Annotated in this window: 25 protein-coding genes and 1 pseudogene; 14 read left to right on the top strand and 12 right to left on the bottom strand. The window is 62.7% G+C overall.

Going from position 1 to position 21,776, the window contains the following annotated elements:
- Positions 1-54: 54 nt before the first annotated feature.
- Positions 55-483, top strand: coding sequence for a DUF6481 family protein (locus tag NKH73_RS01710; RefSeq protein ID WP_352927141.1), 429 nt, complete (start codon positions 55-57; stop codon positions 481-483).
- Between the two features lie 87 nt (positions 484-570).
- Here the strand turns inward: NKH73_RS01710 and sugE are convergent, their stop codons facing one another.
- Positions 571-885: a quaternary ammonium compound efflux SMR transporter SugE gene (gene sugE, locus NKH73_RS01705; protein WP_352927139.1), complete on the bottom strand. Its 315-nt coding sequence runs from the start codon at positions 883-885 to the stop codon at positions 571-573.
- Positions 886-1,076: 191 nt separating this feature from the next.
- Positions 1,077-1,202, bottom strand: coding sequence for a hypothetical protein (locus NKH73_RS01700; protein ID WP_352927136.1), 126 nt, complete (start codon positions 1,200-1,202; stop codon positions 1,077-1,079).
- Positions 1,203-1,414: 212 nt separating this feature from the next.
- Between NKH73_RS01700 and NKH73_RS01695 the strand changes: the two genes are divergently transcribed.
- The 3 genes from NKH73_RS01695 (at position 1,415) to NKH73_RS01685 (ending at position 3,864) form a co-directional block, all read left to right on the top strand.
- Positions 1,415-2,224 (top strand): transglutaminase-like domain-containing protein, encoded by an 810-nt coding sequence (locus tag NKH73_RS01695; RefSeq protein WP_352927133.1) that lies wholly within the window; start codon positions 1,415-1,417, stop codon positions 2,222-2,224.
- Between the two features lie 106 nt (positions 2,225-2,330).
- Positions 2,331-3,296: a cation diffusion facilitator family transporter gene (locus tag NKH73_RS01690; RefSeq protein ID WP_352927130.1), complete on the top strand. Its 966-nt coding sequence runs from the start codon at positions 2,331-2,333 to the stop codon at positions 3,294-3,296.
- A 163-nt stretch (positions 3,297-3,459) separates the two neighbouring features.
- Positions 3,460-3,864: a GFA family protein gene (locus tag NKH73_RS01685; RefSeq protein WP_352927127.1), complete on the top strand. Its 405-nt coding sequence runs from the start codon at positions 3,460-3,462 to the stop codon at positions 3,862-3,864.
- A gap of 4 nt (positions 3,865-3,868) precedes the next feature.
- Here NKH73_RS01685 and NKH73_RS01680 read toward each other — a convergent pair whose 3' ends face one another.
- Positions 3,869-5,143, bottom strand: a complete 1,275-nt coding sequence (locus NKH73_RS01680) for a DNA recombination protein RmuC (RefSeq protein WP_352927124.1) — start codon at positions 5,141-5,143, stop codon at positions 3,869-3,871.
- Positions 5,144-5,247: 104 nt separating this feature from the next.
- Between NKH73_RS01680 and def the strand changes: the two genes are divergently transcribed.
- From def to truA, 4 genes are read left to right on the top strand one after another with little or no spacing between them, the layout of a single operon-like run.
- Positions 5,248-5,793 (top strand): peptide deformylase, encoded by a 546-nt coding sequence (gene def / locus NKH73_RS01675; RefSeq protein WP_352927122.1) that lies wholly within the window; start codon positions 5,248-5,250, stop codon positions 5,791-5,793.
- A gap of 9 nt (positions 5,794-5,802) precedes the next feature.
- Positions 5,803-6,738: a methionyl-tRNA formyltransferase gene (gene fmt / locus NKH73_RS01670; protein ID WP_352927119.1), complete on the top strand. Its 936-nt coding sequence runs from the start codon at positions 5,803-5,805 to the stop codon at positions 6,736-6,738.
- Positions 6,735-7,244, top strand: a complete 510-nt coding sequence (locus tag NKH73_RS01665; RefSeq protein WP_352927116.1) for a GNAT family N-acetyltransferase — start codon at positions 6,735-6,737, stop codon at positions 7,242-7,244. The genes fmt and NKH73_RS01665 overlap by 4 nt, the downstream gene beginning before the upstream one ends.
- An 18-nt stretch (positions 7,245-7,262) precedes the next feature.
- Entirely contained in the window at positions 7,263-8,018 is a 756-nt protein-coding gene (gene truA / locus NKH73_RS01660; protein ID WP_352927113.1) for a tRNA pseudouridine(38-40) synthase TruA, read from the top strand.
- A gap of 123 nt (positions 8,019-8,141) precedes the next feature.
- Here the strand turns inward: truA and NKH73_RS01655 are convergent, their stop codons facing one another.
- Together NKH73_RS01655 and dapE are read right to left on the bottom strand one after the other, a co-directional pair.
- The gene (locus tag NKH73_RS01655) at positions 8,142-8,735 is read right to left on the bottom strand and encodes a transporter (protein ID WP_352927110.1); all 594 of its coding nucleotides are present in this window, start codon (positions 8,733-8,735) and stop codon (positions 8,142-8,144) included.
- Between the two features lie 2 nt (positions 8,736-8,737).
- Complete coding sequence (gene dapE / locus NKH73_RS01650; protein WP_352927107.1) at positions 8,738-9,937, bottom strand: succinyl-diaminopimelate desuccinylase; 1,200 nt, start codon at positions 9,935-9,937, stop codon at positions 8,738-8,740.
- Between the two features lie 108 nt (positions 9,938-10,045).
- On the opposite strand from dapE, the pseudogene NKH73_RS32560 reads away from it, so the two are divergent.
- Positions 10,046-11,182 (top strand): annotated as a pseudogene (locus NKH73_RS32560) (2-dehydropantoate 2-reductase N-terminal domain-containing protein); the annotation flags it as partial.
- On the opposite strand, the gene NKH73_RS01635 reads toward NKH73_RS32560, so the two are convergent.
- The 3 genes from NKH73_RS01635 to dapD are packed head-to-tail and all read right to left on the bottom strand — an operon-like array spanning position 11,157 to position 13,134.
- Positions 11,157-11,858 (bottom strand): hypothetical protein, encoded by a 702-nt coding sequence (locus NKH73_RS01635; protein ID WP_352927104.1) that lies wholly within the window; start codon positions 11,856-11,858, stop codon positions 11,157-11,159. The pseudogene NKH73_RS32560 and the gene NKH73_RS01635 overlap by 26 nt on opposite strands.
- A 21-nt stretch (positions 11,859-11,879) precedes the next feature.
- Positions 11,880-12,329, bottom strand: coding sequence for a DUF805 domain-containing protein (locus tag NKH73_RS01630; protein ID WP_352927101.1), 450 nt, complete (start codon positions 12,327-12,329; stop codon positions 11,880-11,882).
- Positions 12,280-13,134: a 2,3,4,5-tetrahydropyridine-2,6-dicarboxylate N-succinyltransferase gene (dapD, locus tag NKH73_RS01625; protein WP_352927098.1), complete on the bottom strand. Its 855-nt coding sequence runs from the start codon at positions 13,132-13,134 to the stop codon at positions 12,280-12,282. Before dapD ends, NKH73_RS01630 begins: the two co-directional genes overlap by 50 nt.
- Before the next feature lie 159 nt (positions 13,135-13,293).
- Between dapD and NKH73_RS01620 the strand changes: the two genes are divergently transcribed.
- Positions 13,294-14,133: an LOG family protein gene (locus NKH73_RS01620; protein WP_352927095.1), complete on the top strand. Its 840-nt coding sequence runs from the start codon at positions 13,294-13,296 to the stop codon at positions 14,131-14,133.
- A gap of 88 nt (positions 14,134-14,221) precedes the next feature.
- Here the strand turns inward: NKH73_RS01620 and NKH73_RS01615 are convergent, their stop codons facing one another.
- Positions 14,222-14,929 (bottom strand): pyrimidine 5'-nucleotidase, encoded by a 708-nt coding sequence (locus tag NKH73_RS01615; protein WP_352927092.1) that lies wholly within the window; start codon positions 14,927-14,929, stop codon positions 14,222-14,224.
- A gap of 162 nt (positions 14,930-15,091) precedes the next feature.
- On the opposite strand from NKH73_RS01615, the gene NKH73_RS01610 reads away from it, so the two are divergent.
- The 3 genes from NKH73_RS01610 to NKH73_RS01600 all read left to right on the top strand — a co-directional run bounded on the left by NKH73_RS01610 (position 15,092) and on the right by NKH73_RS01600 (position 17,613).
- Positions 15,092-15,853, top strand: a complete 762-nt coding sequence (locus NKH73_RS01610) for a GGDEF domain-containing protein (protein ID WP_352927089.1) — start codon at positions 15,092-15,094, stop codon at positions 15,851-15,853.
- A 168-nt stretch (positions 15,854-16,021) separates the two neighbouring features.
- On the top strand, positions 16,022-16,177 hold the full coding sequence (locus NKH73_RS01605) for a hypothetical protein (protein WP_352927086.1): 156 nt from the start codon (positions 16,022-16,024) through the stop codon (positions 16,175-16,177).
- Positions 16,174-17,613, top strand: coding sequence for a GMC oxidoreductase (locus tag NKH73_RS01600; protein WP_352927083.1), 1,440 nt, complete (start codon positions 16,174-16,176; stop codon positions 17,611-17,613). The genes NKH73_RS01605 and NKH73_RS01600 overlap by 4 nt, the downstream gene beginning before the upstream one ends.
- A 76-nt stretch (positions 17,614-17,689) precedes the next feature.
- Here the strand turns inward: NKH73_RS01600 and phhA are convergent, their stop codons facing one another.
- On the bottom strand, positions 17,690-18,526 hold the full coding sequence (gene phhA / locus NKH73_RS01595; protein ID WP_352927079.1) for a phenylalanine 4-monooxygenase: 837 nt from the start codon (positions 18,524-18,526) through the stop codon (positions 17,690-17,692).
- Between the two features lie 138 nt (positions 18,527-18,664).
- Between phhA and NKH73_RS01590 the strand changes: the two genes are divergently transcribed.
- The gene (locus NKH73_RS01590; protein ID WP_352927076.1) at positions 18,665-19,141 is read left to right on the top strand and encodes an Lrp/AsnC family transcriptional regulator; all 477 of its coding nucleotides are present in this window, start codon (positions 18,665-18,667) and stop codon (positions 19,139-19,141) included.
- A 62-nt stretch (positions 19,142-19,203) separates the two neighbouring features.
- Here the strand turns inward: NKH73_RS01590 and argB are convergent, their stop codons facing one another.
- Together argB and NKH73_RS01580 are read right to left on the bottom strand one after the other, a co-directional pair.
- Positions 19,204-20,097: an acetylglutamate kinase gene (gene argB / locus NKH73_RS01585; protein ID WP_352927074.1), complete on the bottom strand. Its 894-nt coding sequence runs from the start codon at positions 20,095-20,097 to the stop codon at positions 19,204-19,206.
- Between the two features lie 91 nt (positions 20,098-20,188).
- Positions 20,189-21,685, bottom strand: a complete 1,497-nt coding sequence (locus NKH73_RS01580) for an amidase (RefSeq protein ID WP_352927071.1) — start codon at positions 21,683-21,685, stop codon at positions 20,189-20,191.
- Positions 21,686-21,776: the final 91 nt, after the last annotated feature.

The following is a 21,776-nucleotide window of genomic DNA, read 5'->3' as shown; positions in this document are numbered from 1 at the left end:
CTCTCGGCTTTCACGCGTATGTAAGCCTCGCAAATTGACTTCAGGGAAGTGGACTTGGCTATCTACAGGGAAAAAGACATTTTCGAGCGGCGCAATGCCGCGAACGAGGCAAAGAAGGCGCTTCTGGAGCGCTTCAAGTCAAAACCGGCAGCAGACGATCCAGCGGTGTTGGCACGACAGGCCGAACGCAAGGCGATCCTCGAGGCTCGTGCGATACGCGAGACCGAAAAGGCGAGGCTGAAGCAGGAAAAGCTGGCGCGCGAAGCGGCCGAAAAGGCCGAGCGCGAAGCCGCTGCCGAAGCAGCGCGTATCGCTGCCGAAGAAGCTGCACAGGCGGAAGCGAAGATCCGGGAAGCCGAAGAGAACGAGCGCATCGCTCGTTTGCTCGCCGACGAGGCCGAGCGCAAAGCTAAGCGCGACGCACGCTATGCGGCGCGCAAGCAGCGCACCGGCAGGACGCCTCCGGGCTTTTCCGCGCGCTAGCGCTCCTATAGCGCGATTTCACGAATCAAATTCAGGGCCGCCTTGCAGCGGCCCTGAAGGCGTTTGTGCTGCGGCCTTGCAGCAAAACTAGGCCGCTAGCTTCAGCCCAATGATGCCGCAGACGATGAGCGCGATGCAGCCCAGCCTGATCGCGGTCGCCGGCTCGCCGAGCAGCCAGATGCCAAGCAGCGCTGTGCCGACGGTGCCGATACCGGTCCACACTGCATAGGCGGTGCCGACCGGCAGCGTCTTCAGCGCCAGTCCGAGCAAGGCGAGACTGACGATCATCGAGACAACCGTCAGGACCGTCGGCAACGGCTTCGAAAAGCCGTCAGTGTATTTGAGGCCGATTGCCCAGCCGATCTCGAACAGGCCAGCGAAGAAGAGAAGAATCCACGACATCGGAACGCTCCATCGAATTGCGGGTCATCCCGGCCGATTTCGGGGAAAGCGCGAAGTCGTCTTCGCTGCATTGATATAGAAATTTTCGGACGCCCAATCAACAGCGACACCAGCAACGTTTCAGGACCAATCGCTGAACGGCGATCGGGCCTGAAATGCCGCGGGTCTCACCTTGAACAGAACGCCGAGGCTCACCTGTCCTTGAGTTTGGTCGCCTTGACGGGCGGCGCTTTCAGGGCCGGGGCAGCGGCGGGTTTTTTCGCGTCCTTCTTCGGTTTGCGGGCCTCTTTGCCCGCCTTCATCGCACCTTTAGCCATGATTCGTTTTCCTCCGGTTGTGGCAAGCGAAATGAACCAAGAGAAACGCCGAACCGCAAGAGGCATAATCTGGCGCCGGTGCCGGCCGGCGGCCATCAACCGGCTTCTAATTCGCTCGTAAACAGCGTTGGTCCGTGCAATTATCTTTTTGCACTGCAGCAACAGCCCGCGCCTTCGCCGGGTGATGATCCGGCAGGCCGGTCAGGACGACAATGCGAATCCACATCGGCTGCGAGATGAGCTTCGACTTTCCGCAGGAAACGCCGCTGATCGCGATGCTTAACGTCCACTATTCTCGCGCTTCCGATCTCGAGCGGCCGGATTTCCTGACCTCGAACCCACCGGTGCCGATCGAGAGCTACCGCGACAGTTTCGGCAATTGGTGCAACCGTCTTGTTGCCCCGCCGGGTCGCTTCACCTTCGGCACGGACGCGGTGATCCGCGATCCGGGAACTTTCGAAATGGGCGAGCTGGTGGCGTGGCAGCACGAGGTGCGCGACCTGCCGTCGGAAACATTGCTGTTCCTGCTGCCGAGCCGCTATTGCGAGAGCGACGTCCTGGCGAACGAGGCATGGCGGCTGTTCGGCCACACATCGCTCGGCATCCCACGCGTGCAGGCGGTCTGCGACTTCGTCCACAACCACATCATCTTCAATTACGGCAATGCGCGGCCGACGCGCACGGCAGCCGAGGCCTATCGTGAGCAAAGCGGCGTCTGCCGCGATTTTGCCCATCTCGCCGTCGCCTTCTGCCGCGCGCTGAACATTCCGACGCGCTACTGCACCGGCTACATCAGCGACATCGGCCTGCCGAAACCATGGTCGGACATGGATTTCGCTGCCTGGATGGAGGTCTATCTAGGCGGTCGCTGGCATGCTTTCGATCCGCGCAACAATGAGCCGCGCATAGGTCGCATCCTGATCGCCTCCGGCCGCGATGCAGCCGATGTGCCGCTGACCCATATTTTCGGGCCGGGCACGCTGGCCGGTTTCAAGGTCTGGACGGAAGAGATCATCGGATAGCGTCGGCGAATCCTTTGAACGACCGGATGGTTCGCGCGTTGTGAATGCTTATGGAGCTTCGGCAGGTGCGCCGTTAAGCTGCGAACATCGAACGGGGCAGCACACCATGGCGGCGCATGGCGGATCGAAAAGGGTCATCTACGCGGCGCTCGCCGGCAATCTCGCGATCGCGCTGACCAAGTTCGCGGCCGCCTTCTTCACCGGCAGTTCGGCGATGCTGTCGGAGGGCGTGCACTCGCTGGTCGACACCGGCAATGGCGGCCTGCTGCTCTTCGGCCTGCACCGCGCCGCCCGCCCGCCCGATCGCACACATCCGCTCGGCCACGGACGCGAGCTCTATTTCTGGAGCTTCATTGTCGCTCTTCTCGTCTTTGCGCTCGGCGCCGGCGTGTCGTTCTACGAGGGCGTGATGCACATCATGGCGCCGGAGCCGGTCGTCAATGCCAAGGTGAACTACATCGTCCTCGGCCTGTCTTTCCTTTTCGAAGGCAGTTCCTGGTGGGTGGCGCTGAGGGAGTTCCGCCGAGAGAAAGGCGGGCTCGGCTGGATCGAGGCGGTGCAGCTCAGCAAGGATCCCAGCGTTTACACTGTACTGTTTGAGGACAGCGCCGCCCTTCTCGGCCTGATCGTCGCTTTCGCCGGTATATTGGCGGCGGAGGTGCTGGAGATGCCGCAACTCGACGGAGCGGCGTCGATCGGCATTGCGCTGATTCTGGCAGGGACGGCGATCTTCCTGGCGCGCGAAAGCAAGAGCCTGCTGATGGGCGAACCGGCCTCGCTCGAGACGCAGAAGCAAGTGCTGACGATCGCCCAGGAGGATCCGGCGGTGCAGCGGGCCAACGGCGTGCTGACCATCCATATGGGTCCTCGGGAGATCGTCGCCGGCTTGAGCATCGAGTTCGAGGACCATTTGTCGGCGCCCGCGATCGAGGCTTGCGTCGAACGCATTGAGGCGCGGCTGAAAGCAGAGGTGCCGGAGATCAAGCGGCTGTTCGTCAAGCCGCAGACGACCGGGATGTGGGAGCAGCGGCGCAAGGTGATCGAAGCAGCGTCTAAAGATGCGCCGGACTAGCCGGCTTGGCGTTCGCCTGGCGCACTTGCCATGCCACCGCATCGGCCCGAAAAATCGGAATTTTCGGAAAGCGCGATGCGTGGATTCTAAGTGTTGGAGTGTACTATGTGCGTCCAAATGCACGGCGATCTGAGATGCTGAACGGATTTCGGGAGGAACAAAGATGAAAATCGACGGTGGGTGCCATTGCGGCGCCATCACTTACGAGGCCGAGGTCGATCCGGAAAAGACCAGTATCTGTCACTGCACCGATTGCCAGAAACTGACCGGAACGGCATTTCGAGTGACCGTGCCGGCGCCGGAGGATCACTACCGGATCACCAAGGGCACGCCGAAGATCTACATCAAGACCGCACCGAGCGGCGCCAGGCGCGCCCAGGGTTTTTGCGGCGAGTGCGGTTCGCATCTCTACGCCACGTCGGTCGGCGACGGGCCGAAAGTCTACGGCATCAGGGTTGGCACGGCGCGGCAGCGCGATGAACTGATCCCGAGAAAACAGATCTGGCACCGCTCGGCGCTGCGCTGGCTGCCGGAATTCGAAGGCACGACGATCGTCGAGGAGCAGTAGCCTTTCAGTCGTCGCCTTCGACGACCCTTAGCCTCAGCTGGCCGGTCTTGGAGTCGGCGACGCGCCCACCCGCTTCGGCCTTCGCGCCGGCCCCATGGGTCGTCGCGGCTGGTCCGGCCTCGCCCTCCGCCGGCTGCGCGCCGAACTCCAGCGCTTCGATCTTCTGGCCGCGCTTGGTCACCTTCGACGTCGAGACGAGGATCTCGTCGATATCCTTGGCAGACTGGCCGAAATGACTCTGCAGCTTGCGCACCCGCTCGTCGAGACGCGAAACATCCTCCATCAGCCGGATGACTTCGCCCTGGATCAGATGCGCCTGTTCGCGCATGCGTGCGTCCTTCAGGATCGCCTGGATGACCTGGATAGACAGCATCAGCAGCGACGGCGAGACGATAACGATGCGGGCCCGGTGCGCCTTGTGGACGATCCCCTCGAAATTCTCATGGATTTCGGCGAACACCGATTCCGACGGCACGAACATGAAGGCGGTGTCCTGCGTCTCGCCCTGGATCAGGTATTTTTCCGATATATCGCGGACATGCACCTCGATGTCGCGCCGAAACGCTTGCGCTGCGGCCTTCTGCAAATCGACGCCTTCGGCGGCACGGATGGCGTTCCAGGCTTCCAGCGGAAACTTGGCGTCGACGGCAAGCGCCGGCGCGCCGTTCGGCATCTTCACCAAGCAGTCGGGCCGGCTGCCGTTCGACAAGGTCGCCTGGAATTCATAGGCACCGTGCGGCAGGCCGTCGGCGACGATCGCTTCCATGCGCGACTGGCCAAAGGCACCGCGCGTCTGCTTGTTGGAGAGGATCGCCTGAAGCTGAACGACCTGGACGGCCAGCGACTGGATGTTGCCCTGCGCCGTATCGATGACCGCCAGCCGTTCCTGCAATTTGGCGAGGCTTTCATGCGTCGATTTCGTCTGCTCGGTCATGGTCTGGCCGAGACGGCCGGTCATCGCGTCGAGACGTTGGCCGATCGACTGTGTGAGTTCGGCCTGCCGCGCCCCGAACACTTCGGCGATGGCGCCCATGCGGCCCTGCATCTCGGCCTGGCTTTGCAGGATGCCAGCCATCCGCGCCTCGGCGTCGCGGGCATGGTCGGCGGCTTCGGCGGCAGCCACCGCACGCGCCTTGGCCGACCGCCACAGCGCGACGACCAGCGCCACGAACAGGCCCAGGAGCAGGATCGCGCCGAATGCCAGTGCGTGGCCGAGCGTGATCGTGGTGGCGCCGAGCCGAGCGATCGGTTCGGATAGGATGGTGGTCAACTCGTTCATATGGGTAGCATAGATGATTCGGCCTGATGGCACAGATCAAAACGTGAACGGCGCTTCAAACGCCCCGGTTGACGCTTTCCGTGCGACGTCTTAGGTGAGACGCCATGTCGATCAAGCCTCTCATCATCCTTCCCGATCCCGTCCTGCGCCAGGTTTCGAAACCGGTCGAGCGCGTCGACGGTGCTTTGCGCAAACTCGCCGACGACATGCTGGAGACAATGTATGATGCGCCCGGCATCGGTCTGGCGGCGATCCAGGTCGGCGAACCGCTGCGCATGCTGGTGATCGACCTCGCCAAGGAGGACGAGACGCCGGCGCCGCATGTCTTCATCAATCCCGAGATCCTCGACAGCGCCGATCAGCGCTCGGTCTATGAGGAGGGTTGCCTGTCGATCCCGGATTACTATGCCGAGGTCGAGCGCCCCGCCGCCGTGCGCGTGAAATATCTCGACCGCGACGGTAAGCTGCAAGAGATCGAGGCCGAAGGCCTGATGGCGACCTGCCTGCAGCATGAGATCGACCATCTCAACGGCGTTCTGTTCATCGACCACATTTCGAAGCTGAAGCGCGACATGGTGGTGAAGAAGTTCAAGAAGCTCGCCAGGGACAAGACGTCGGGCAACAAGGCGCCAGGCAAGCTGGTGGGATAGGGCTCAAAAATGCCCCTGCGCGTCATCTTCATGGGTACGCCTGAATTCTCGGTGCCGACGCTGCGGGCGATCGCGGAAGCCGGGCATGAGATAGAAGCCGTCTACACCCAGCCGCCGCGCGCCGCCGGTCGCCGAGGGCTGGAACTGACGCCGTCGCCGGTGCAGCGCGAGGCGGAGCGGTTGGGCATCGAGGTGCGGACGCCGGTGTCGCTGAAAAGCGAAGCCGAGCAGCAGGCGTTCCGCGCCTTGCGGGCAGACGTCGCCGTGGTCGTCGCCTATGGATTGCTGTTGCCCAAACCCATTCTCGAAGCGCCGCGGCTCGGCTGCCTCAATGGCCACGCATCGCTGTTGCCGCGCTGGCGCGGCGCTGCCCCCATCCAGCGCGCCGTCATGGCTGGCGATACGGAAACCGGCATGATGGTGATGCGTATGGAAGAAGGCCTCGACACCGGCCCGGTGGCCATGGTTGAAAAATGCGCCATCGACCCCGATATGACGGCCGGCGATCTGCACGATCGATTGATGTTCATTGGTGCTGCGCTGATGACGGAAGCGTTGGCACGGCTGGAAAGGGATGCCCTGACATTTACCACGCAAGCGACGGTGGGGGTGACCTATGCCAAAAAGATCGATAAAGCGGAGACGCGCGTGGACTGGACGCGGCCTGCCGGCGAAGTCCACGATCATATTCGCGGTCTGTCGCCCTTTCCTGGCGCATGGTGCGAGATCGAAATCGGCGGCCGGCTGGAACGGCTGAAACTCATTCGCTCGACGCTTTCGCAAGGCGCCGGCGAGCCGGGAGGAATTCTCGACGACCGGCTGACGGTCGCCTGCGGGTCAGGCGCGATCAGGCTGGTCGAAGTTCAACGTGCGGGCGGCAGGCCCATTGCCGCGCAGGAGTTTTTGCGCGGGGCCAAGCTCGAAAAAGGAATGAAATTCTCATGAGCATGATGTCGATACGCGCGGCGACGCCGCGGGACCGTGAGGCGATCCGCCTCGTCGAAGAACATGCATTCGGCCAGCAGGCGGAGGCCGGATTGGTCGACGCGCTGGTCACCGGCGGCGATGCCGTCGTCGAACTGGTGGCGGACGAAGATGGACAGGTGGTCGGCCACATCCTGTTTTCCAGGCTTTTCGTCCAGAAAGGCGGCAAGAGCTTTCCGGCGGTGGCGCTGGCGCCTTTGGCGGTCGAGCCGTCATTCCATGGCACCGGCATTGGCGGCGCGCTGGTCCGCGAGGCACATATCCGTCTGAAGGACGCCGGCGAACTGCTGGCGGTGGTGCTTGGCGATCCCGCCTATTACAGCCGTTTCGGCTACAGCCACGCACGCGCTGAAAAATTCGAAAGCGAATACCAGGGCGACGCATTGCAGGCACTTGCCTGGGGCGAGGCGCCTGAGACCGGCAAGCTGGTCTACGCTTCGGCCTTCGGCTCTGCGCTCGCCGCCTAACCTTATCCTGCTTTAGGAATGCCGCGTTTTCGCCTCGACATCGAATATGACGGCAGTCTCTATGCCGGTTGGCAGCGTCAGGCCGACCAGCCTTCGGTGCAGCAGGCGATCGAGCAGGCGATCGAGAAATTCTGCGGCGAAGAGGTCTCGCTGCGCGGCGCCGGCCGCACCGATGCCGGAGTCCATGCCTCCGGCCAGGTGGCGCATGTCGATCTCGTCAAGGCGTGGCCGGACGACAAGGTGCGTGACGCCGTCAACGCCCATCTGCAAGTGGCCAAGGCGCGCATCGCCATCCTCAAGGCCGCTGTCGTGCCCGATAGCTTCGATGCGCGTTTCTCGGCGATCGGGCGCCACTATCTCTATCGCATCGTCAACCGTCGCGCGCCGGCCGCGCTCGACAAGGGCAAGATCTGGTGGGTGCCGAAGCGGCTCGACGCCGAGGCTATGCACGAGGCGGCAAAGGTGCTGCTGGGGCGGCATGATTTCACCACTTTCCGCTCGACCCAATGCCAGGCCGACAGCCCGATCCGAACGCTCGACCGGCTGGACGTCAGCCGGCTGGGTGACGTGATCGAAGTGCGAGCCTCGGCGCGCTCGTTCCTCCACAATCAGGTGCGCTCGATGGTAGGCTCGCTGAAGCGCGTCGGCGAAGGCGGCTGGACAATTGTCGACCTGAAGGCGGCGCTCGATGCGCGCGACCGTGCAGCCTGTGGCCAGGTCGCGCCGCCCGACGGCCTTTTTCTCGTTGGGGTGGACTATCCGAAGGTCGACTAATGCATCTCGCCTAAAAGCATGCCCTCGGGCCTGACCCGAGGGTGCGCAGTGGTTTTGGGCTAACGACATGCATAGAAACAAAGGCCTTAAAGCGCGGTGCATGATTGGTTCAAGCGCGACGCTTTAAGCCGGCGCACCGATGCCGAGCAGCGTCTCCATGCCGAACCAAACCACCAGCGACGCCGCGAACATGCCGGCGAAGACAGCGGTGCCGACAGCCGCGCCCCTGCCGATGGCGACGTTTGTCATCCGCCAGGTCAGGACCATCGACAGCGCAAACAAAAGCAGCGATGCCAGCACGACGAACTCGTTGGTGGACGGCAGGAAAAGCCTGATCAACGCCGCCGGCAGCATCATCCAGGCTGTGATTGCCGACGCCCAGTTGCTGGCGACGACATAGTGGACGAAGCGCCCGCCAATGCCGGCGCGCGGAGCGACCAAGGCAAGGCCGGCAAGCGGCAACACCCACGCGCCGATGTCGACCGTCGCCAGGCGGATCAGCATGCTGAAGCGCCCTGCGAATGCATTGGGATCGCCGATCTCGTTGGCAAGGCCGACCCAACCGACGATCAGCGCCGGTACCGCTACGACGATGGCGAAGAAGGAATTCCAGAAACCGTCGACCGAAAGATCGAGCAGGCGCAGCCCGTCGGCCTTGCCGAGCATCAGTCGCCAGGCGCCGTTCAGCGAAGCGTAGGTTTCATCCGACGAAAGCATGATTACGATACGCCTCGCTCGAACCAGTCTTCGATGAAGCGCTGATAGATCTGCGTCAGCGTCTCCAGGTCGGCAAGCGCGACGCGTTCATCGACCATGTGCATGGTCTTGCCGACAAGCCCGAATTCGACCACCGGACAATAGTCCTTGATGAAGCGCGCGTCGGAAGTGCCGCCGGAGGTGGAAAGCATCGGCCTCCTGCCGATCACCGTTTCGACCGAACCGCTGAGCGTTTCGATCAGCCGGTCGTCACGGGTGAGGAAGACGTGGCTCGGTCTGTCGCGCCAGACGAGCTCGTAATCGACCGGCGCCGTCTTGCCGGCCCGGTACTTCTTGCGCTTCGCCCCCTGGTCGAGACGGTTGTGGATTTCCGCCTGGATAGTCTCGGCGGTCCAAGTGTCGTTGAAACGGATGTTGAAGTTGGCGGTCGCCTTCGCCGCAATGACATTGGTGGCCGGATTGCCGACGTCGATCGAGGTCACCTCCAGATTGGTCGGCTGGAAGTCCTTTGTGCCCTGGTCGAAGACGGGATGCAGCAAGGCATCGACCAGCGTCATCAGACCGCGCACCGGGTTGTCGGCAAGCTGCGGATAGGCGGCGTGGCCCTGCCTGCCATTGACGACGATGCTGCCCGACAAAGAGCCGCGGCGGCCGATCTTGATCATGTCGCCCAGCGCGTCGGGATTGGTCGGCTCGCCGACGATGGACGCGTCCCATTTCTCGCCCTTGGCGGCCGCCCATTCAAGCAGCTTTGTCGTGCCGTTGATGGCCGGTCCTTCTTCGTCGCCGGTGATCAGCAGCGAGACCGAGCCCTTCAGACCACCTTTCGTTTCGAGATGGCGCGCCACCGCCGCGATAAAACAGGCGATGCCGCCCTTCATGTCGACGGCACCGCGGCCGAACATCTCGCCGTTGGCGATCTCGGCCGCGAAAGGCGGATGCGTCCATGAAGCCTCGTCGCCGACCGGAACCACGTCGGTATGTCCGGCGAACATCAGATGCGGGCCGTTGCCGGAGCGTCGGGCATAGAGGTTCTCGATATCGGGCGTGCCGTCTTCCGAAAACACCGGGCGCTCGACGGAAAAGCCGAGCGGTTTCAGCATTGTTTCCAGCGTGCTCAATGCCCCGCCCTCAGCGGGCGTCACCGAGGCGCAGCGGATGAGGGCGGCGAGATTTCTGGCGGGATCGGTCGGCAGCGTCATGGGCAAAAGCGATAGTCGAAAGCGTAGGGCCTGTCACGGCCAGACATAAGGGCCAGTCATCCCGCCGACATTATGGTTTTCATGTCGTATAGTCGCAGGCACCATCGGATGGCCACGAGAGCAAAACGATCGTCATTGCCGGCGCCGGCAGCATCGGCTGCTATGCCGGCGGCTGCCTGGCACTCGCCGGGCGGCAGGTGATTCTGCTGGCACGGCCACGCATTGCAGAGGCCTTGCGCAAGCGCGGCTTGCGGGTCACCGACCTTGATGGCCGCGACCGCTCCATCAAGCCGGAGGGGCTTTCGGCCACCGCCGATCCGGCGGCCGCTTTGCGCAGTGCCGAAATCATTCTTGTGACGGTCAAGAGCGGCGCGACTGAAAACATAGCGGCGCTCATTGCCGCCCACGCCCGCCCGGACGCGGTGGTGGTCAGCCTTCAGAACGGCGTCGACAATGCCGACAGGCTGCGGGCTACAGCGCCGCGCGTCCTCTTGGACGCGCAAAGGACGCTGTAGCACTTTGATTTTTGCGCATGATCCTTTCCGAAAATCGATTCCGATTTTCGGGGTCATGCGCTAGCTCGCCGGGCGGCGTGTGCTCGCAGGCATGGTGCCGTTCAACGTGGTCCAGTCACCGGATGGCGAATTGCCGCTTCGCGTGCATCGCGCCAGCGAGGGCAAGGTGATGATCGAAGAAGGGGTCGCCGGCCTCGATGAAATGCTCGACGTCGATGGGTTCGCAGTCGCCGCGCATGGCGACATGACCGCGGTGCTGTGGGGCAAGCTGCTGCTTAATTTGAATAACGCGCTGGTGGCGCTTTGCGGCCTGCCGCTGGCAACGCAATTGGCCGACCGCCGCTGGCGGCTGATCCTGACCGGCCAGATCGACGAGGCGTTGGCGGCAATGCGGGCGTCGAGCATCGAGCCGGCGCGGATCGCCGGCCTGCGCCCGGCGCTGCTGCCAAAACTGCTCCGTCTGCCCGACTGGCTGTTCAAGGTCCTGGCGAGGCGCATGCTTGCGATCGATCCCGAGGCACGCTCGTCGATGTGGGACGATTTGCAGCGCGGCCGGCCGACCGAGATCGGCGAGCTGCAATGCGCGATTCTGCGCCTGGCTGACAGAGCAGGCACGCCGGCGCCGCTGATAAAGCGTGTCACGGCACTGGTTCGCAAGGCAGAGCAGGAAAATCGTGGATCGCCCGGCCTGACACCGGAAGCGATCAGTGCCGGCCTTCGATCAGCGTGATCTTCTGCCAGATCTTTCGCGACAGGTTGGAGGCGAGGGTCTCGATGTCGTTGACACCATCGACGACCACATTGTCGTTGATCGACTGGGCGAACAGCGCGGCGATCTTGCCGGTGATCGACAGCATTTCTGAGCAGTAGTCGAGGTAGCGGGCGAGGTCGGCACGGTCGGTTATGCGCGCCGGCGAATGCGACGCCGGTTTGAAATCGGTTGAAAGCACAGCCGGGTCCTTGGTCAGCTGGTGCATGTCGATGACGTGGATCAACGATCGCAAGCCGTGAAGCTTACGAAACACCTGCTTGCGCTTGATGCGTTCCTCGGTTCGGATCAAGGCCAGGAAGCCAAGCGCCGCGAGAATGACCACATTGATCAAGGATTCGATGCCTTGCACCGACTGGATAGCATCGCGGCTTTCCGAGATACGGCCGAGCGGCAGGATGGTGCCGACGAACAGGAACGTCAGCGCACCGGCGGCAATGGCGGCGATGACGATGCCGCGCAGCCACCAGATCGGCGCTTCCAGCGCCTTCGCCGCCTCCGCCAGATCACGCGACAGCGACACAAGTTCAATGGCGACGCCACGCAGGCCTGCATCGGGAAAACGGTCCGCGACGCGTTTTTCCAGTTGCTCGGCGGTTTGGATGATCAGTTTCGAATCAAGCGTGCGGTACCGCATGGTAAGAGGCCCGATCGACGTTCAGGATTCGGCCGGTGCATTGGTGTGTTTGCCGTAGCGATTGGGCCCGGGATCGCTTTTGAAAAAGGCCAGAATGACAAGGAGAATGGCGCCGATGACGAGAGAGATCAATGCATAGTAGGTAGGCTTGCCGAAATCATGGAACCGCTTCGCCGTCAGCGCAAAGGTCGACCATGTCGAGACGACCACGGCGATCCACCAGGCGAGCGCCCAATACTGACTTGCGACAGTGCCGAGCGGCGTTCGCGAGAACTGGTAGAGCAAAAAAAGCTGAACGAGGAGCGGCAAAAGACCGGCCAAAACGTAGGCACTGGGGTTCACTCGCCCGGAAAGGCTGAAGAAAAGCCATAGAAATCGAGGTCTGTCGAGCAATCGGGTCAGTCCGTCTTTTTGCGAAGGATCAATCGCGAAGCAGTTCGTTGATCGAGGTTTTGGAACGGGTCCTGTCATCGACCCGCTTCACGATGACAGCGCAGTAGAGGCTCGGACCGGGCTCGCCGCTGGGCAACGGCTTGCCGGGCAACGAGCCGGCGACGACGACGGAATTGGCCGGCACTTCGCCGTAGAAGACCTCACCGGTGGCGCGGTCGACGATCTTGGTCGACTGGCCGATGAAGACGCCCATGCCGAGCACCGAGCCTTCGCGCACGATGCAGCCTTCGACCACCTCGGAGCGTGCGCCGATGAAGCAATTGTCCTCGATGATGGTGGGACCGGCCTGCATCGGCTCCAGCACGCCGCCGATGCCGACGCCGCCCGACAGATGCACATTCTTGCCGATCTGGGCGCAGGAGCCGACCGAGGCCCATGTGTCGACCATGGTGCCGCTGTCGACATAGGCGCCGACATTGACGAAGGACGGCATCAGCACCGCGCCCGGCGCGACATAGGCCGAGCGCCGCACGATCGACGACGGCACGGCGCGGAAGCCCGCCTTCTCGAAATCGATGGCGCTCCAGCCGTCGAATTTCGACGGCACCTTGTCCCACCACACGGCCTGGCCGGGACCACCCTTGATGATCTCCATCGGGTTGAGCCGGAACGATAGCAGCACCGCTTTCTTGAGCCACTGGTTGACATGCCATTTGCCGTCGGCCTGGCGTTCGGCGACGCGGACGATACCGCGGTCGAGCAGGTCGAGCGCCGACTGGATGGCGTCGCGCGTCACGCCGCGGGTCGCCGTCGAAATCGTGTCGCGTTCTTCGAAAGCTTCTTCGACGGTCTTTTCGAGGCTCGCCAGATCGGGCTTCGACATGAATTCGCTCCATTACCAAGCTGTTAAGGGGCCGCACCTTAACCTGTTTCGAAAGTCGCCGGACCCTATGTGAAGGCTTGGTGAGGGTCAATCGCGGCTGTGTCACGGGACGGCGCCAGTGAATAATTGGGCAAGTGAATAATTGGACGGGTAGGTAACATGACTCCTATGGAAAAGGCGGGGTGGACGCCGCTGCCGCATTCGGATGAGGATCTGGAGCGGTCGAAAAGCGTGCCGGACACGCCGCAGACGCGCGCCGAGACCTACCGGCTGGCCTGGAACGATCCCGATTTCATGACACGGCGCGAATTGCGTGCCGTGCGGCTGCAACTCGAACTGTTGAAGCCGGAAATGATCCTGGCCGAGCGTGGCATCCGTTCGACCGTCATCCTGTTCGGTGGCGCACGCATCCCCGAGCCAGGCGGTGAAGCCTGGGCGGCCAAGAACGAGACGCAGAAGAAGAACCTTGAGGAAAACAGCAAATATTACGAGGAAGCGCGAAAATTCGCCCGCCTCTGCTCGCAGCAGTCGGCCACCTCCTATTATCGCGAGTTCGTCGTGGTGACAGGCGGCGGACCCGGCGTCATGGAGGCCGGCAACCGCGGCGCCGACGATGTCGGTGCGCCGTCGATCGGCCTCAACATCGTGTTGCCGCATGAACAGGCGCCGAATGCCTATGTGACCCCGGAGCTCTGTTTCAACTTCCACTATTTCGCGGTCCGCAAGATGCATTTCGTCATGCGCGCCAAGGCAGTCGCGGTGTTTCCGGGCGGCTTTGGCACGATGGACGAATTCTTCGAGACCCTGACCCTGATCCAGACCGGCCGCATGGAGCGCGTGCCGGTGATCCTGTTTGGCAAGGCGTTCTGGAAAAGGGCGATCGACCTCGATTTCCTCGCCGAGCAAGGCACGATCACCCCGGGCGACCAGGACATCATCGATTTCGTCGACACCGCCGACGAGGCCTGGGGAATTATCAGCCGCTTTTACAAGCTGTGACGGCGCAGGCTTGATTGGAATTTAGCTCGTTTCGGTCGGAGATTGGCGGAAACGCCTCTTTCTTCGCCTTGGGATGACGCCGCCGCGTCTACGCCGTGACCTCGACGATCGCCGTCAGAAAAGTTGCAAGATCGTCGGTGACGAAATCCACATCGTCCTCGTTGGCCGGGTCACGTTCCCAGATTTCAGAGAAGGTCGGCTCGAAGTTGCGCGGCACGACGAGCACCGTGGTCATGCCCAGCGATTTCGGCACGGACAGGTTGCGGGCCAGATCCTCGAACATCACCGCATTGTGGCCGGTGACCGCGTGGAGTTCCGCAAACTTCTCGTAAGTCTGGCGCGCCGGCTTGGGGTTCAGTCCGGCGGCGACGATATCGAAAATGTCGTCGAAATGGTCGAGGATGCCGAGTTGGCGCGCGGTGCGTTCGGCATGCCTGCGGTCGCCATTGGTGAAGATGAATTTGCGGCCGGGAAGCTGGCGGATGGCGGTGCCGAGAACGGGATCGGGAACCAGCCAGGAATAGTCGATGTCATGGACCTTCTCGAGAAAGTCGTCGGGATCGATGCCGTGGCGCGCCATCAGACCGTTCAGCGTCGTGCCGTATTCCCGGTAGAGCTCCTTCTGCAGCTTGCGGGCATCGTCGCGCGGCAGCGTCAGCAGTTCTCCGACATAGGCAGTCATCTTCACGTCGATCTGCGAGAACAGGTTCGAATGGTGCGGATAGAGCGTGTTGTCGAGGTCGAATACCCAGTCGGTAACATGGGCGAAGCGGGCGGGATCCGGGAGCGTGGTCATGCAATCCTTATGGCACGAAACAATGCTTTTGGCAGAGGCTTTATCCACAACTTATGCGGGTTTCGAGTGACGAAAATGACTTCATGATTCAAATTTTAGGCATCGCAGAAAGGTGGCATTCAGGGCTTGCTGGCACACAGACGGTCCAGGGGGGAGCCAGCGATGAGCCGCATATTTCTGAAGTCTGCCGCCGTCGCTTTCGCCTCCCTCGCGGTCTCGCTTTTGCTGACGCTGATCGTCGTTCCGGCAATGGGCTTTCCGTTCAACCGCACGATGTGGCTGACATCGACAGTGTGCCCGCTCGCCCTTGCCTGGGTCGCCAGTGCCTATACTTTCTGGCAGGGCGAGAGGTTGAAAAGCGCCCATCGCGACCTCGCCCGCGCTCATGCGCAGCTCGCCGCCGCGCATCGGCGCCTGTCGGAAAAGGCGAGCCGCGACGACATGACCGGCATGCTCAACCGCGAGAGCTTCTTTGCTACGCTCGACGCCTCCCGGCGTAAATCCGATCGCGGTGCATTGCTGGTCGTCGATGCCGATCATTTCAAGGTCATCAATGACAGCTACGGCCATCTGGCTGGCGACGACGCGCTACTCCTCATTGCAAACGCGATCGAGCGCGGCGTGCGCAGCGGCGACGTGATCGGCCGCATCGGCGGCGAGGAATTCGGTGCGTTCCTGGTCGGCGCCACCGAGCAGGAAGCCAAACGCGTTGCCGAGCGCATCCGCCGTGAAGTCGAGCTGATCCGCTTCCGTCCAGTCGACGAGCGGACCATATCCCTCACCGTCAGCATCGGCGGCGTCACCTGCGGCGAGGATGCCACCGTATCCGACCTGATGCGGACCGCCGACCAGCGCCTTTACCAGGCCAAGCACCGCGGCCGCAATCTTACCATCCTGGATACCGATATTTCCGAAGCGGCTTGAGCGGTCCCGCTCGCTAAGAAAAGCGTAAGCCTCTTTTCACTGAGCCGGCCGTTTACACGGTTTAAGCAAATGTGCGGCTAGGTTTGTCACGGAATTGGCTTCTCTTGGCGAGCAAGTGCCGTTCTGGGAACGCCATGCATGGATCGAAGCCCCATCGAGAGACGTGTCATGAGGTTCTTCAGCAGGAAAATGTCGCGCCGCACGATCATGCAGGCGCTGATTGCGTTGCCGGCCTTGTCGCTGTTCCGCAAGCTGCCCGATGCCGATCCGGACGCGATCGTCGAGATCAATGGTTGGGTCCTCAAAAGGAGCGACCTGGCTTGATCTTCGACAGCTACGAGGCATTTCGGGCGGCGAATTTCACCGCCAAGGTCTGCATTCTCGGCTCTGGGCCAGCCGGAACCACGATCGCCAGAAAGCTCGGCGCGGCCGGCATTCCGGTTGTGGTGCTGGAGGCCGGCTCCCGTGAGTTCAGCGATGATTCGCAGGATTTCTACCGCGGCGCCACGGTCGGCGATCCCTATTTCGATCTCGACGTCACCCGGCTGCGCTTCATGGGCGGCAGCTCCAATCACTGGGCCGGCTGGTGCCGCGTGCTCGACAGCCAAGATTTCGAGCCCAAGGCCTGGGCGCCGGATACCGGCTGGCCAATCAGCCGCGCCGATATCGAGCCCTATCTGCCTGAAGTCCACGATATCCTCGAACTTGCCGATTTCCGGCCGGACATATCGATCTCGAACGACATTCGCTGGGTGCAACTGATCAAAAGCCCGGCCGTGCGCTTCGGCGAAAAATTCGCCGACGAGCTCGACAAGAGCCGGAACGTCGCCGTGGTGCTCAACACCTATGCCACTGAGCTTACCGGCAATGGCAGACGAGTGACCGGCGCTAAATTGTGGGCGAACGGCCAGGATGCCGGCTCCTTCACCGCTGACTATTTCATCGTCTGTACTGGCGGCTTGGAGAACTCGCGGCTGCTTCTGTGGTCGAACCAGCGCTCGAATGGCGGCGTGGTGCCGAAGGCTACGGCACTCGGACGCTACTGGATGGAGCATCCGACCTTCGAGGGCGGCAATGCCATCCTTGCCGACTATAGCGCGTTCGAGGTCGACGCCACCAACGAGGCCTTTTTCTCGCCGACGCTTGCCGCGATGGAACGCCTTGAGATCATGAATTTCGGCATCAGGCTGATCGAGACCCCGTACCCCGGCGTCAAACGCATCATCGCCGACCTCGCCTGCACGGTGCCCGAGATGGCCGAATGGGTGTCCTACCAGCTCAGCCAGGACCTGCGCTGCGCCGCCCAGCTCTATGTCACCTGGGAACAGGCGCCGCTGGCCTCGAACCGGGTTCAGTTATCGAAGGCCGATGTCGACCATGCCGGCGTGCCGCGCATCGAGCTGCATTGGAAAAAGTCGGAGCTGGAGCGTCGCACGCTCCTCGAGGGCTTGAGGCTGTTCGGGACGACGCTCGTCCGGAAGGATCTCGGCCGGGTGCGCATCGCCGACTGGCTTACCAATGGCGAGGACTATCCGACGAACGAGGAACTGGCCGGCCACCACCATATGGGCGGCACGCGTATGGGCACGGATGTGACCAAGAGCGTTGTCGACGCCAACTCAAAGGTGCATGGCATGGACAATCTCTATGTCGGCGGCTCTTCGGTGTTCTGCACGTCCGGCGAATGCAACCCGACGACGACGATCGTCGCATTGGCCTGCCGGCTGGGCGATCACCTCGGCAAGGTCATCGGCGTATAGACGGCCGGCTCAGCCGGCCGGCCAGGGGATCGTCGTCCGCCACAACGCCCGCGCCGGCTGCGAGCCTCCCCTGCGTTTAAAGTTTCGCCGGGTCGAGCGCCGGCTTGCCCTTGTGGCGTCCGACGATCGCTGCCATCTCGGCGACGTTCTGGAATCCATCGCGCAAAACGTCGAAGGACGGCAGCACGAAATAGGCGCGCTGGAACTTGTCGATCTCGTAGCTCGTGCGCATCACCGTTTCCAGATCGAAGGGGACGTGGTGTGCGTCCTTGCTTTCAATCGCGAATTGAAGTTCCGCAAAGGACGACATCAGCCCGGCCCCAAAAGCCTTCAGCGGTTGGCCGGCTTCCTGTATCAACCCGTATTCGACGGTGTACCAGTAGAGGCGGCTGATCATCTCGTCGCCACCAAGCGCGATCAGGTCCTCGGCCTTCTCGCCATACATCTGCATGAAATCGGCAAAGACCGGCTGCGTCAGCGCCGGCACGTGGCCGAAGAAGTCGTGGAACATGTCCGGCTCGACGATGTAGTCGAGCTCTTGTTTCGTCCGCAGCCAGTTGGTCACCGGGAAGCGCCGGTTGGCGAGGTGGACGAAGAAGGCTGGTCCCGGAATGAGCCCCGGCACGGCGACGATTTCCCAACCGGTAAGCTTGCGCAATTTTTCGCTGACCACCCCGAAATCCGGAATCTTGTCGAGCAGGCCCAGCGTGGCGACGCCATCGAGATAGGACCGGTGCGCCAGCCTTTTGGTCAGCTTCGTCTGGCGGTCGCACAGTGTACGCCACACCGCCTGCTCGTCAGCGGTGTAGTTGTAGCTCTGCTCCACGGTGAAATCGGAACGGCAGACCGAATAGTCGCCGCGAAGGCCTTGCGCCGCGCATTCGCGGGCGTAGTCGGCAACGTTGATCGTCATGGCTGTTCTCCCTGGAAATCACGACTAACCTCATCATAAAAATCTAGCCGGATCCGGTGAGGTAAATCCGCTTTGATGATGGCTCGAACACGTGATTTGAGGTAAAAGCCACCACAGCTAAGCTGTAGGAGAGTGAAAGTGCCTCAGTTTGACGATTTCGAGATCAAGATGCTCGACATCTTACAACGTGACGGACGCAAGCCTGTGTCCGAACTGGCCCAGGAGATCGGCCTGTCGACGACGCCGTGCGCGCGCCGCTTCGAAGCCCTCCAGGGCGCCGGCATCATCAAGGGCTTTGCCGCTGTGCTCAGCCGGCGGGCCGTCGGCTTGATGGTCGAAGTGTTCATTCAAGTGCGCCTCGTAACCCACAGCGACGGTTCGCCCGAAGCGTTTATCGCTGCGGTGCAGCGCATGGATGAGGTGTCGTCGTGCTGGACGATGACCGGCGACTACGACTTCCTGCTGCATGTGATGGTGCCATCGGTCGACGAGCTCAATGCCTTCGTCATGCACCGGCTGATGCGGCTCGACGGCGTGCGCGACGTCCACACGCAGCTCGTGCTGCAAAACATCAAGGGGCCGGGCCATGTGCCGCTCGGGCATCTCCGGCGATGAATATGCCCCGGTGGGGTGGACCTTGCGTTTTCGGCCGATAAGCGCCCGTCAGCCGCCGACGTTCACGGCACGATCAGCGTGCCGGCGCCGTGTTCGGTGAACAGTTCGAGCAGTACCGAATGCGGCGTCTTGCCGTTGAGGATGACGACGCCCTCGACGCCGCGCTCGATCGCCTCGATGCAGGTCTCGACCTTGGGGATCATGCCGCCCGACACCGTGCCGTCCTTGATCAGGGCTTTCGCCTCGGCGACTGTCAGTTCGTCGATCAGCTTCTTGTTCTTGTCGAGCACGCCGGGCACGTCGGTGAGGAACAGAAGGCGTGTCGCCTGGCAGGCGCCGGCGATAGCGCCGGCAAAGGTATCGGCATTGATGTTGTAGGTGTGGCCGTCGCGGCCGGGCGCCACCGGCGCCAGCACCGGGATCATTTCGGAGCGCGCCAGAAGGTCGAGCAGCGTGCGGTCGACCTCGACCGGCTCGCCGACGAAGCCGAGATCGAGCACGCGCTCTATGTTGGAGTCCGGGTCGATCATGGTTTTGCGCGCCTTTTCGGCGAAAACCATGTTGCCGTCCTTGCCGCACAGGCCGATCGCCCATTCGCCCTCGGCATTGATCAGCGCGACGATCTCCTTGTTGATCGAGCCGGCCAGCACCATCTCGACGATCTCGACCGTCTTCTGGTCGGTGACGCGCAGGCCGCCCTCGAATTTCGATTCGATGCCCATCTTGCTCAGCATGGCGCCGATCTGCGGCCCGCCGCCATGAACGACGATCGGATTGACGCCGGATTGTTTGAGCAGCGCGATGTCGCGAGCGAACGCCTTGCCGAGCGCAATATCGCCCATGGCGTGGCCGCCATATTTCACCACCACCGTCTTGTTCTCGTAGCGCTGCATGTAAGGCAGCGCCCTCGAAAGCAGCGCGGCCTGCATTTCGGCGGTGGCGGCGATGTCCGTCATCGGCATGGTTCCCAGCTTGAAAGGATCGGCGGCGTCTTAGCGGGAATTGCGGCTGGCCGCAAACGGCTTTGCTGTCATGATTGATCAAACTCTACGCCGGCACCTGCAGCGGCGCCCGCCGCGCCTGCCACCCTGAAATCTTCTCCATCTGCGCGGCCAGCGACAAAAGCGTCTCTTCGTCGCCAGGCCGGCCGGCGGCCTGGATGCCGAGCGGCAGGCCGGCATCGGTGACATAGACAGGTAGCGTGATCGACGGCTGGCCGCTGACGTTCTGGATCGCCGGCCAGTGGGTGAACCAAAGGCTCTTGTCCATCAATTGGCCGAACAGCGGCTTGAATTTCAGCAGACGGGCGAGGCGCAGCCTGTCGAGGATGTCCTCCATGAAAGCGTCGGCGCCTTTCGGGTCCATGGCGCCGCAGGCGAGCGGCGGATGGGCGATAACAGGCATCAGCACGGTATCGTATTGCGCGGTCTCGGTGATCAGCCGGCGCGACGTGGCGTGCAGTCGCTGCAGGCCGGCATAAATCTCGCCGGCCGAGACGATCTCGCCGAAGCGGCTCATCAGGCGTGTGGCGCGCTCGACGTCGCCCGAGACGGAGCGTCCGACGCGTAAGGCTTCAGCGCGCATCGTACCGGCCACCGCCGCGGCGACGCTCTTGCAGAAATCGGCCATGAAATCGCGATCGATACAAGGCAGGTCGATCTCTTCGACCGTGTGTCCGCCGTCGCGCGCCAGCGCCACGGCCGTATCCAGCGCTGTCAGTGTCTCAGCCGATATCGGCAGGCCGAGCGGCGATTTCCGGTAGACGGCAAGTTTCAGCTTGCCGGGGTCGCGCGCTGCTGCGGCGGCAAAGCTGCCTTTGGGCGGCGGCGCCGCATAAGGCGACAGCGGATCGGGTCCATGGGTCAGGTCGAGCAGCAAGGCCGAATCCCGGACCGAGCGGGCAACGGCGTGGTCGACGACCAGACCGTACCAGCTTTCGGTGACGAGCGGCGACAGCGGCACACGGCCGCGCGAGGTTTTCAGCCCGACTAGCCCGGTGCAGGCGGCGGGAACGCGGATCGAGCCGCCGCCGTCCGAAGCATGCGCCACCGGCACGACGCCGGCCGCGACCAGCGCCGCCGCACCTCCAGACGAGCCGCCGCTGGTATGCGCCGTGTTCCACGGATTGCGGGTGATGCCGAAAGCGGCGGATTCGGTCATCAGCCTCAGCCCATGTTCGGGCGAGGTGCTGGTGGCGATCGGAACAAGGCCGGCGGCCAGATGGCGTTCGGTCATCACCGAATCGAAATCGGCAACGAAAGCCGGAATGCGGCTGCCGCCGTGAGATAGCACGCCTTTCATGGCGATGCCGAGATCCTTCAGTGCGAAGGGCACGCCGGCCAGCGGCAGCTTGCGGTCGATGGTTTTAGCCCGCGTCCGCGCCGCCTCGTAAAGCGGCTCGGCGATGGCGTTGATATCAGGGCGGGTGGCCTCGGCCCGCGCGATCGCCGCATCTACAAGCTCCTGCGGTGCGATCTCGCCCTTGCGCACCAAGCTGGCAAGCCCGGTTGCGTCGTGCTCCCACAAGACCCGTTCCACCGACATTGCCGCTCTCCCCGCTATGAGAAGGCTAGCGGCTGCGGGTTTTCTTGGCAATCGAAGCGATGATGCTCTCGGTGACACAAGATCGCTTCCG

The organism is Mesorhizobium sp. M0938 (genome assembly GCF_040319125.1).
Classification (GTDB): Bacteria; Pseudomonadota; Alphaproteobacteria; order Rhizobiales; family Rhizobiaceae; genus Mesorhizobium; species Mesorhizobium robiniae.
The sequence above is the reverse complement of the archived record's forward strand: the minus strand, read 5'-3'. Positions and strand labels throughout refer to the sequence as shown.

Coding starts and splice junctions, on each gene's coding strand:
- sugE (WP_352927139.1), bottom strand. CDS start 885: ATGTCGTGGATTCTTCTCTTCTTCGCTGGCCTGTTCGAGATCGGCTGG.
- NKH73_RS01700 (WP_352927136.1), bottom strand. CDS start 1,202: ATGGCTAAAGGTGCGATGAAGGCGGGCAAAGAGGCCCGCAAACCGAAG.
- NKH73_RS01695 (WP_352927133.1), top strand. CDS start 1,415: ATGCGAATCCACATCGGCTGCGAGATGAGCTTCGACTTTCCGCAGGAA.
- NKH73_RS01690 (WP_352927130.1), top strand. CDS start 2,331: ATGGCGGCGCATGGCGGATCGAAAAGGGTCATCTACGCGGCGCTCGCC.
- NKH73_RS01685 (WP_352927127.1), top strand. CDS start 3,460: ATGAAAATCGACGGTGGGTGCCATTGCGGCGCCATCACTTACGAGGCC.
- NKH73_RS01680 (WP_352927124.1), bottom strand. CDS start 5,143: ATGAACGAGTTGACCACCATCCTATCCGAACCGATCGCTCGGCTCGGC.
- def (WP_352927122.1), top strand. CDS start 5,248: ATGTCGATCAAGCCTCTCATCATCCTTCCCGATCCCGTCCTGCGCCAG.
- fmt (WP_352927119.1), top strand. CDS start 5,803: ATGCCCCTGCGCGTCATCTTCATGGGTACGCCTGAATTCTCGGTGCCG.
- NKH73_RS01665 (WP_352927116.1), top strand. CDS start 6,735: ATGAGCATGATGTCGATACGCGCGGCGACGCCGCGGGACCGTGAGGCG.
- truA (WP_352927113.1), top strand. CDS start 7,263: ATGCCGCGTTTTCGCCTCGACATCGAATATGACGGCAGTCTCTATGCC.
- NKH73_RS01655 (WP_352927110.1), bottom strand. CDS start 8,735: ATGCTTTCGTCGGATGAAACCTACGCTTCGCTGAACGGCGCCTGGCGA.
- dapE (WP_352927107.1), bottom strand. CDS start 9,937: ATGACGCTGCCGACCGATCCCGCCAGAAATCTCGCCGCCCTCATCCGC.
- NKH73_RS01635 (WP_352927104.1), bottom strand. CDS start 11,858: ATGCGGTACCGCACGCTTGATTCGAAACTGATCATCCAAACCGCCGAG.
- NKH73_RS01630 (WP_352927101.1), bottom strand. CDS start 12,329: ATGACAGGACCCGTTCCAAAACCTCGATCAACGAACTGCTTCGCGATT.
- dapD (WP_352927098.1), bottom strand. CDS start 13,134: ATGTCGAAGCCCGATCTGGCGAGCCTCGAAAAGACCGTCGAAGAAGCT.
- NKH73_RS01620 (WP_352927095.1), top strand. CDS start 13,294: ATGACTCCTATGGAAAAGGCGGGGTGGACGCCGCTGCCGCATTCGGAT.
- NKH73_RS01615 (WP_352927092.1), bottom strand. CDS start 14,929: ATGACCACGCTCCCGGATCCCGCCCGCTTCGCCCATGTTACCGACTGG.
- NKH73_RS01610 (WP_352927089.1), top strand. CDS start 15,092: ATGAGCCGCATATTTCTGAAGTCTGCCGCCGTCGCTTTCGCCTCCCTC.
- NKH73_RS01605 (WP_352927086.1), top strand. CDS start 16,022: ATGAGGTTCTTCAGCAGGAAAATGTCGCGCCGCACGATCATGCAGGCG.
- phhA (WP_352927079.1), bottom strand. CDS start 18,526: ATGACGATCAACGTTGCCGACTACGCCCGCGAATGCGCGGCGCAAGGC.
- argB (WP_352927074.1), bottom strand. CDS start 20,097: ATGACGGACATCGCCGCCACCGCCGAAATGCAGGCCGCGCTGCTTTCG.
- NKH73_RS01580 (WP_352927071.1), bottom strand. CDS start 21,685: ATGTCGGTGGAACGGGTCTTGTGGGAGCACGACGCAACCGGGCTTGCC.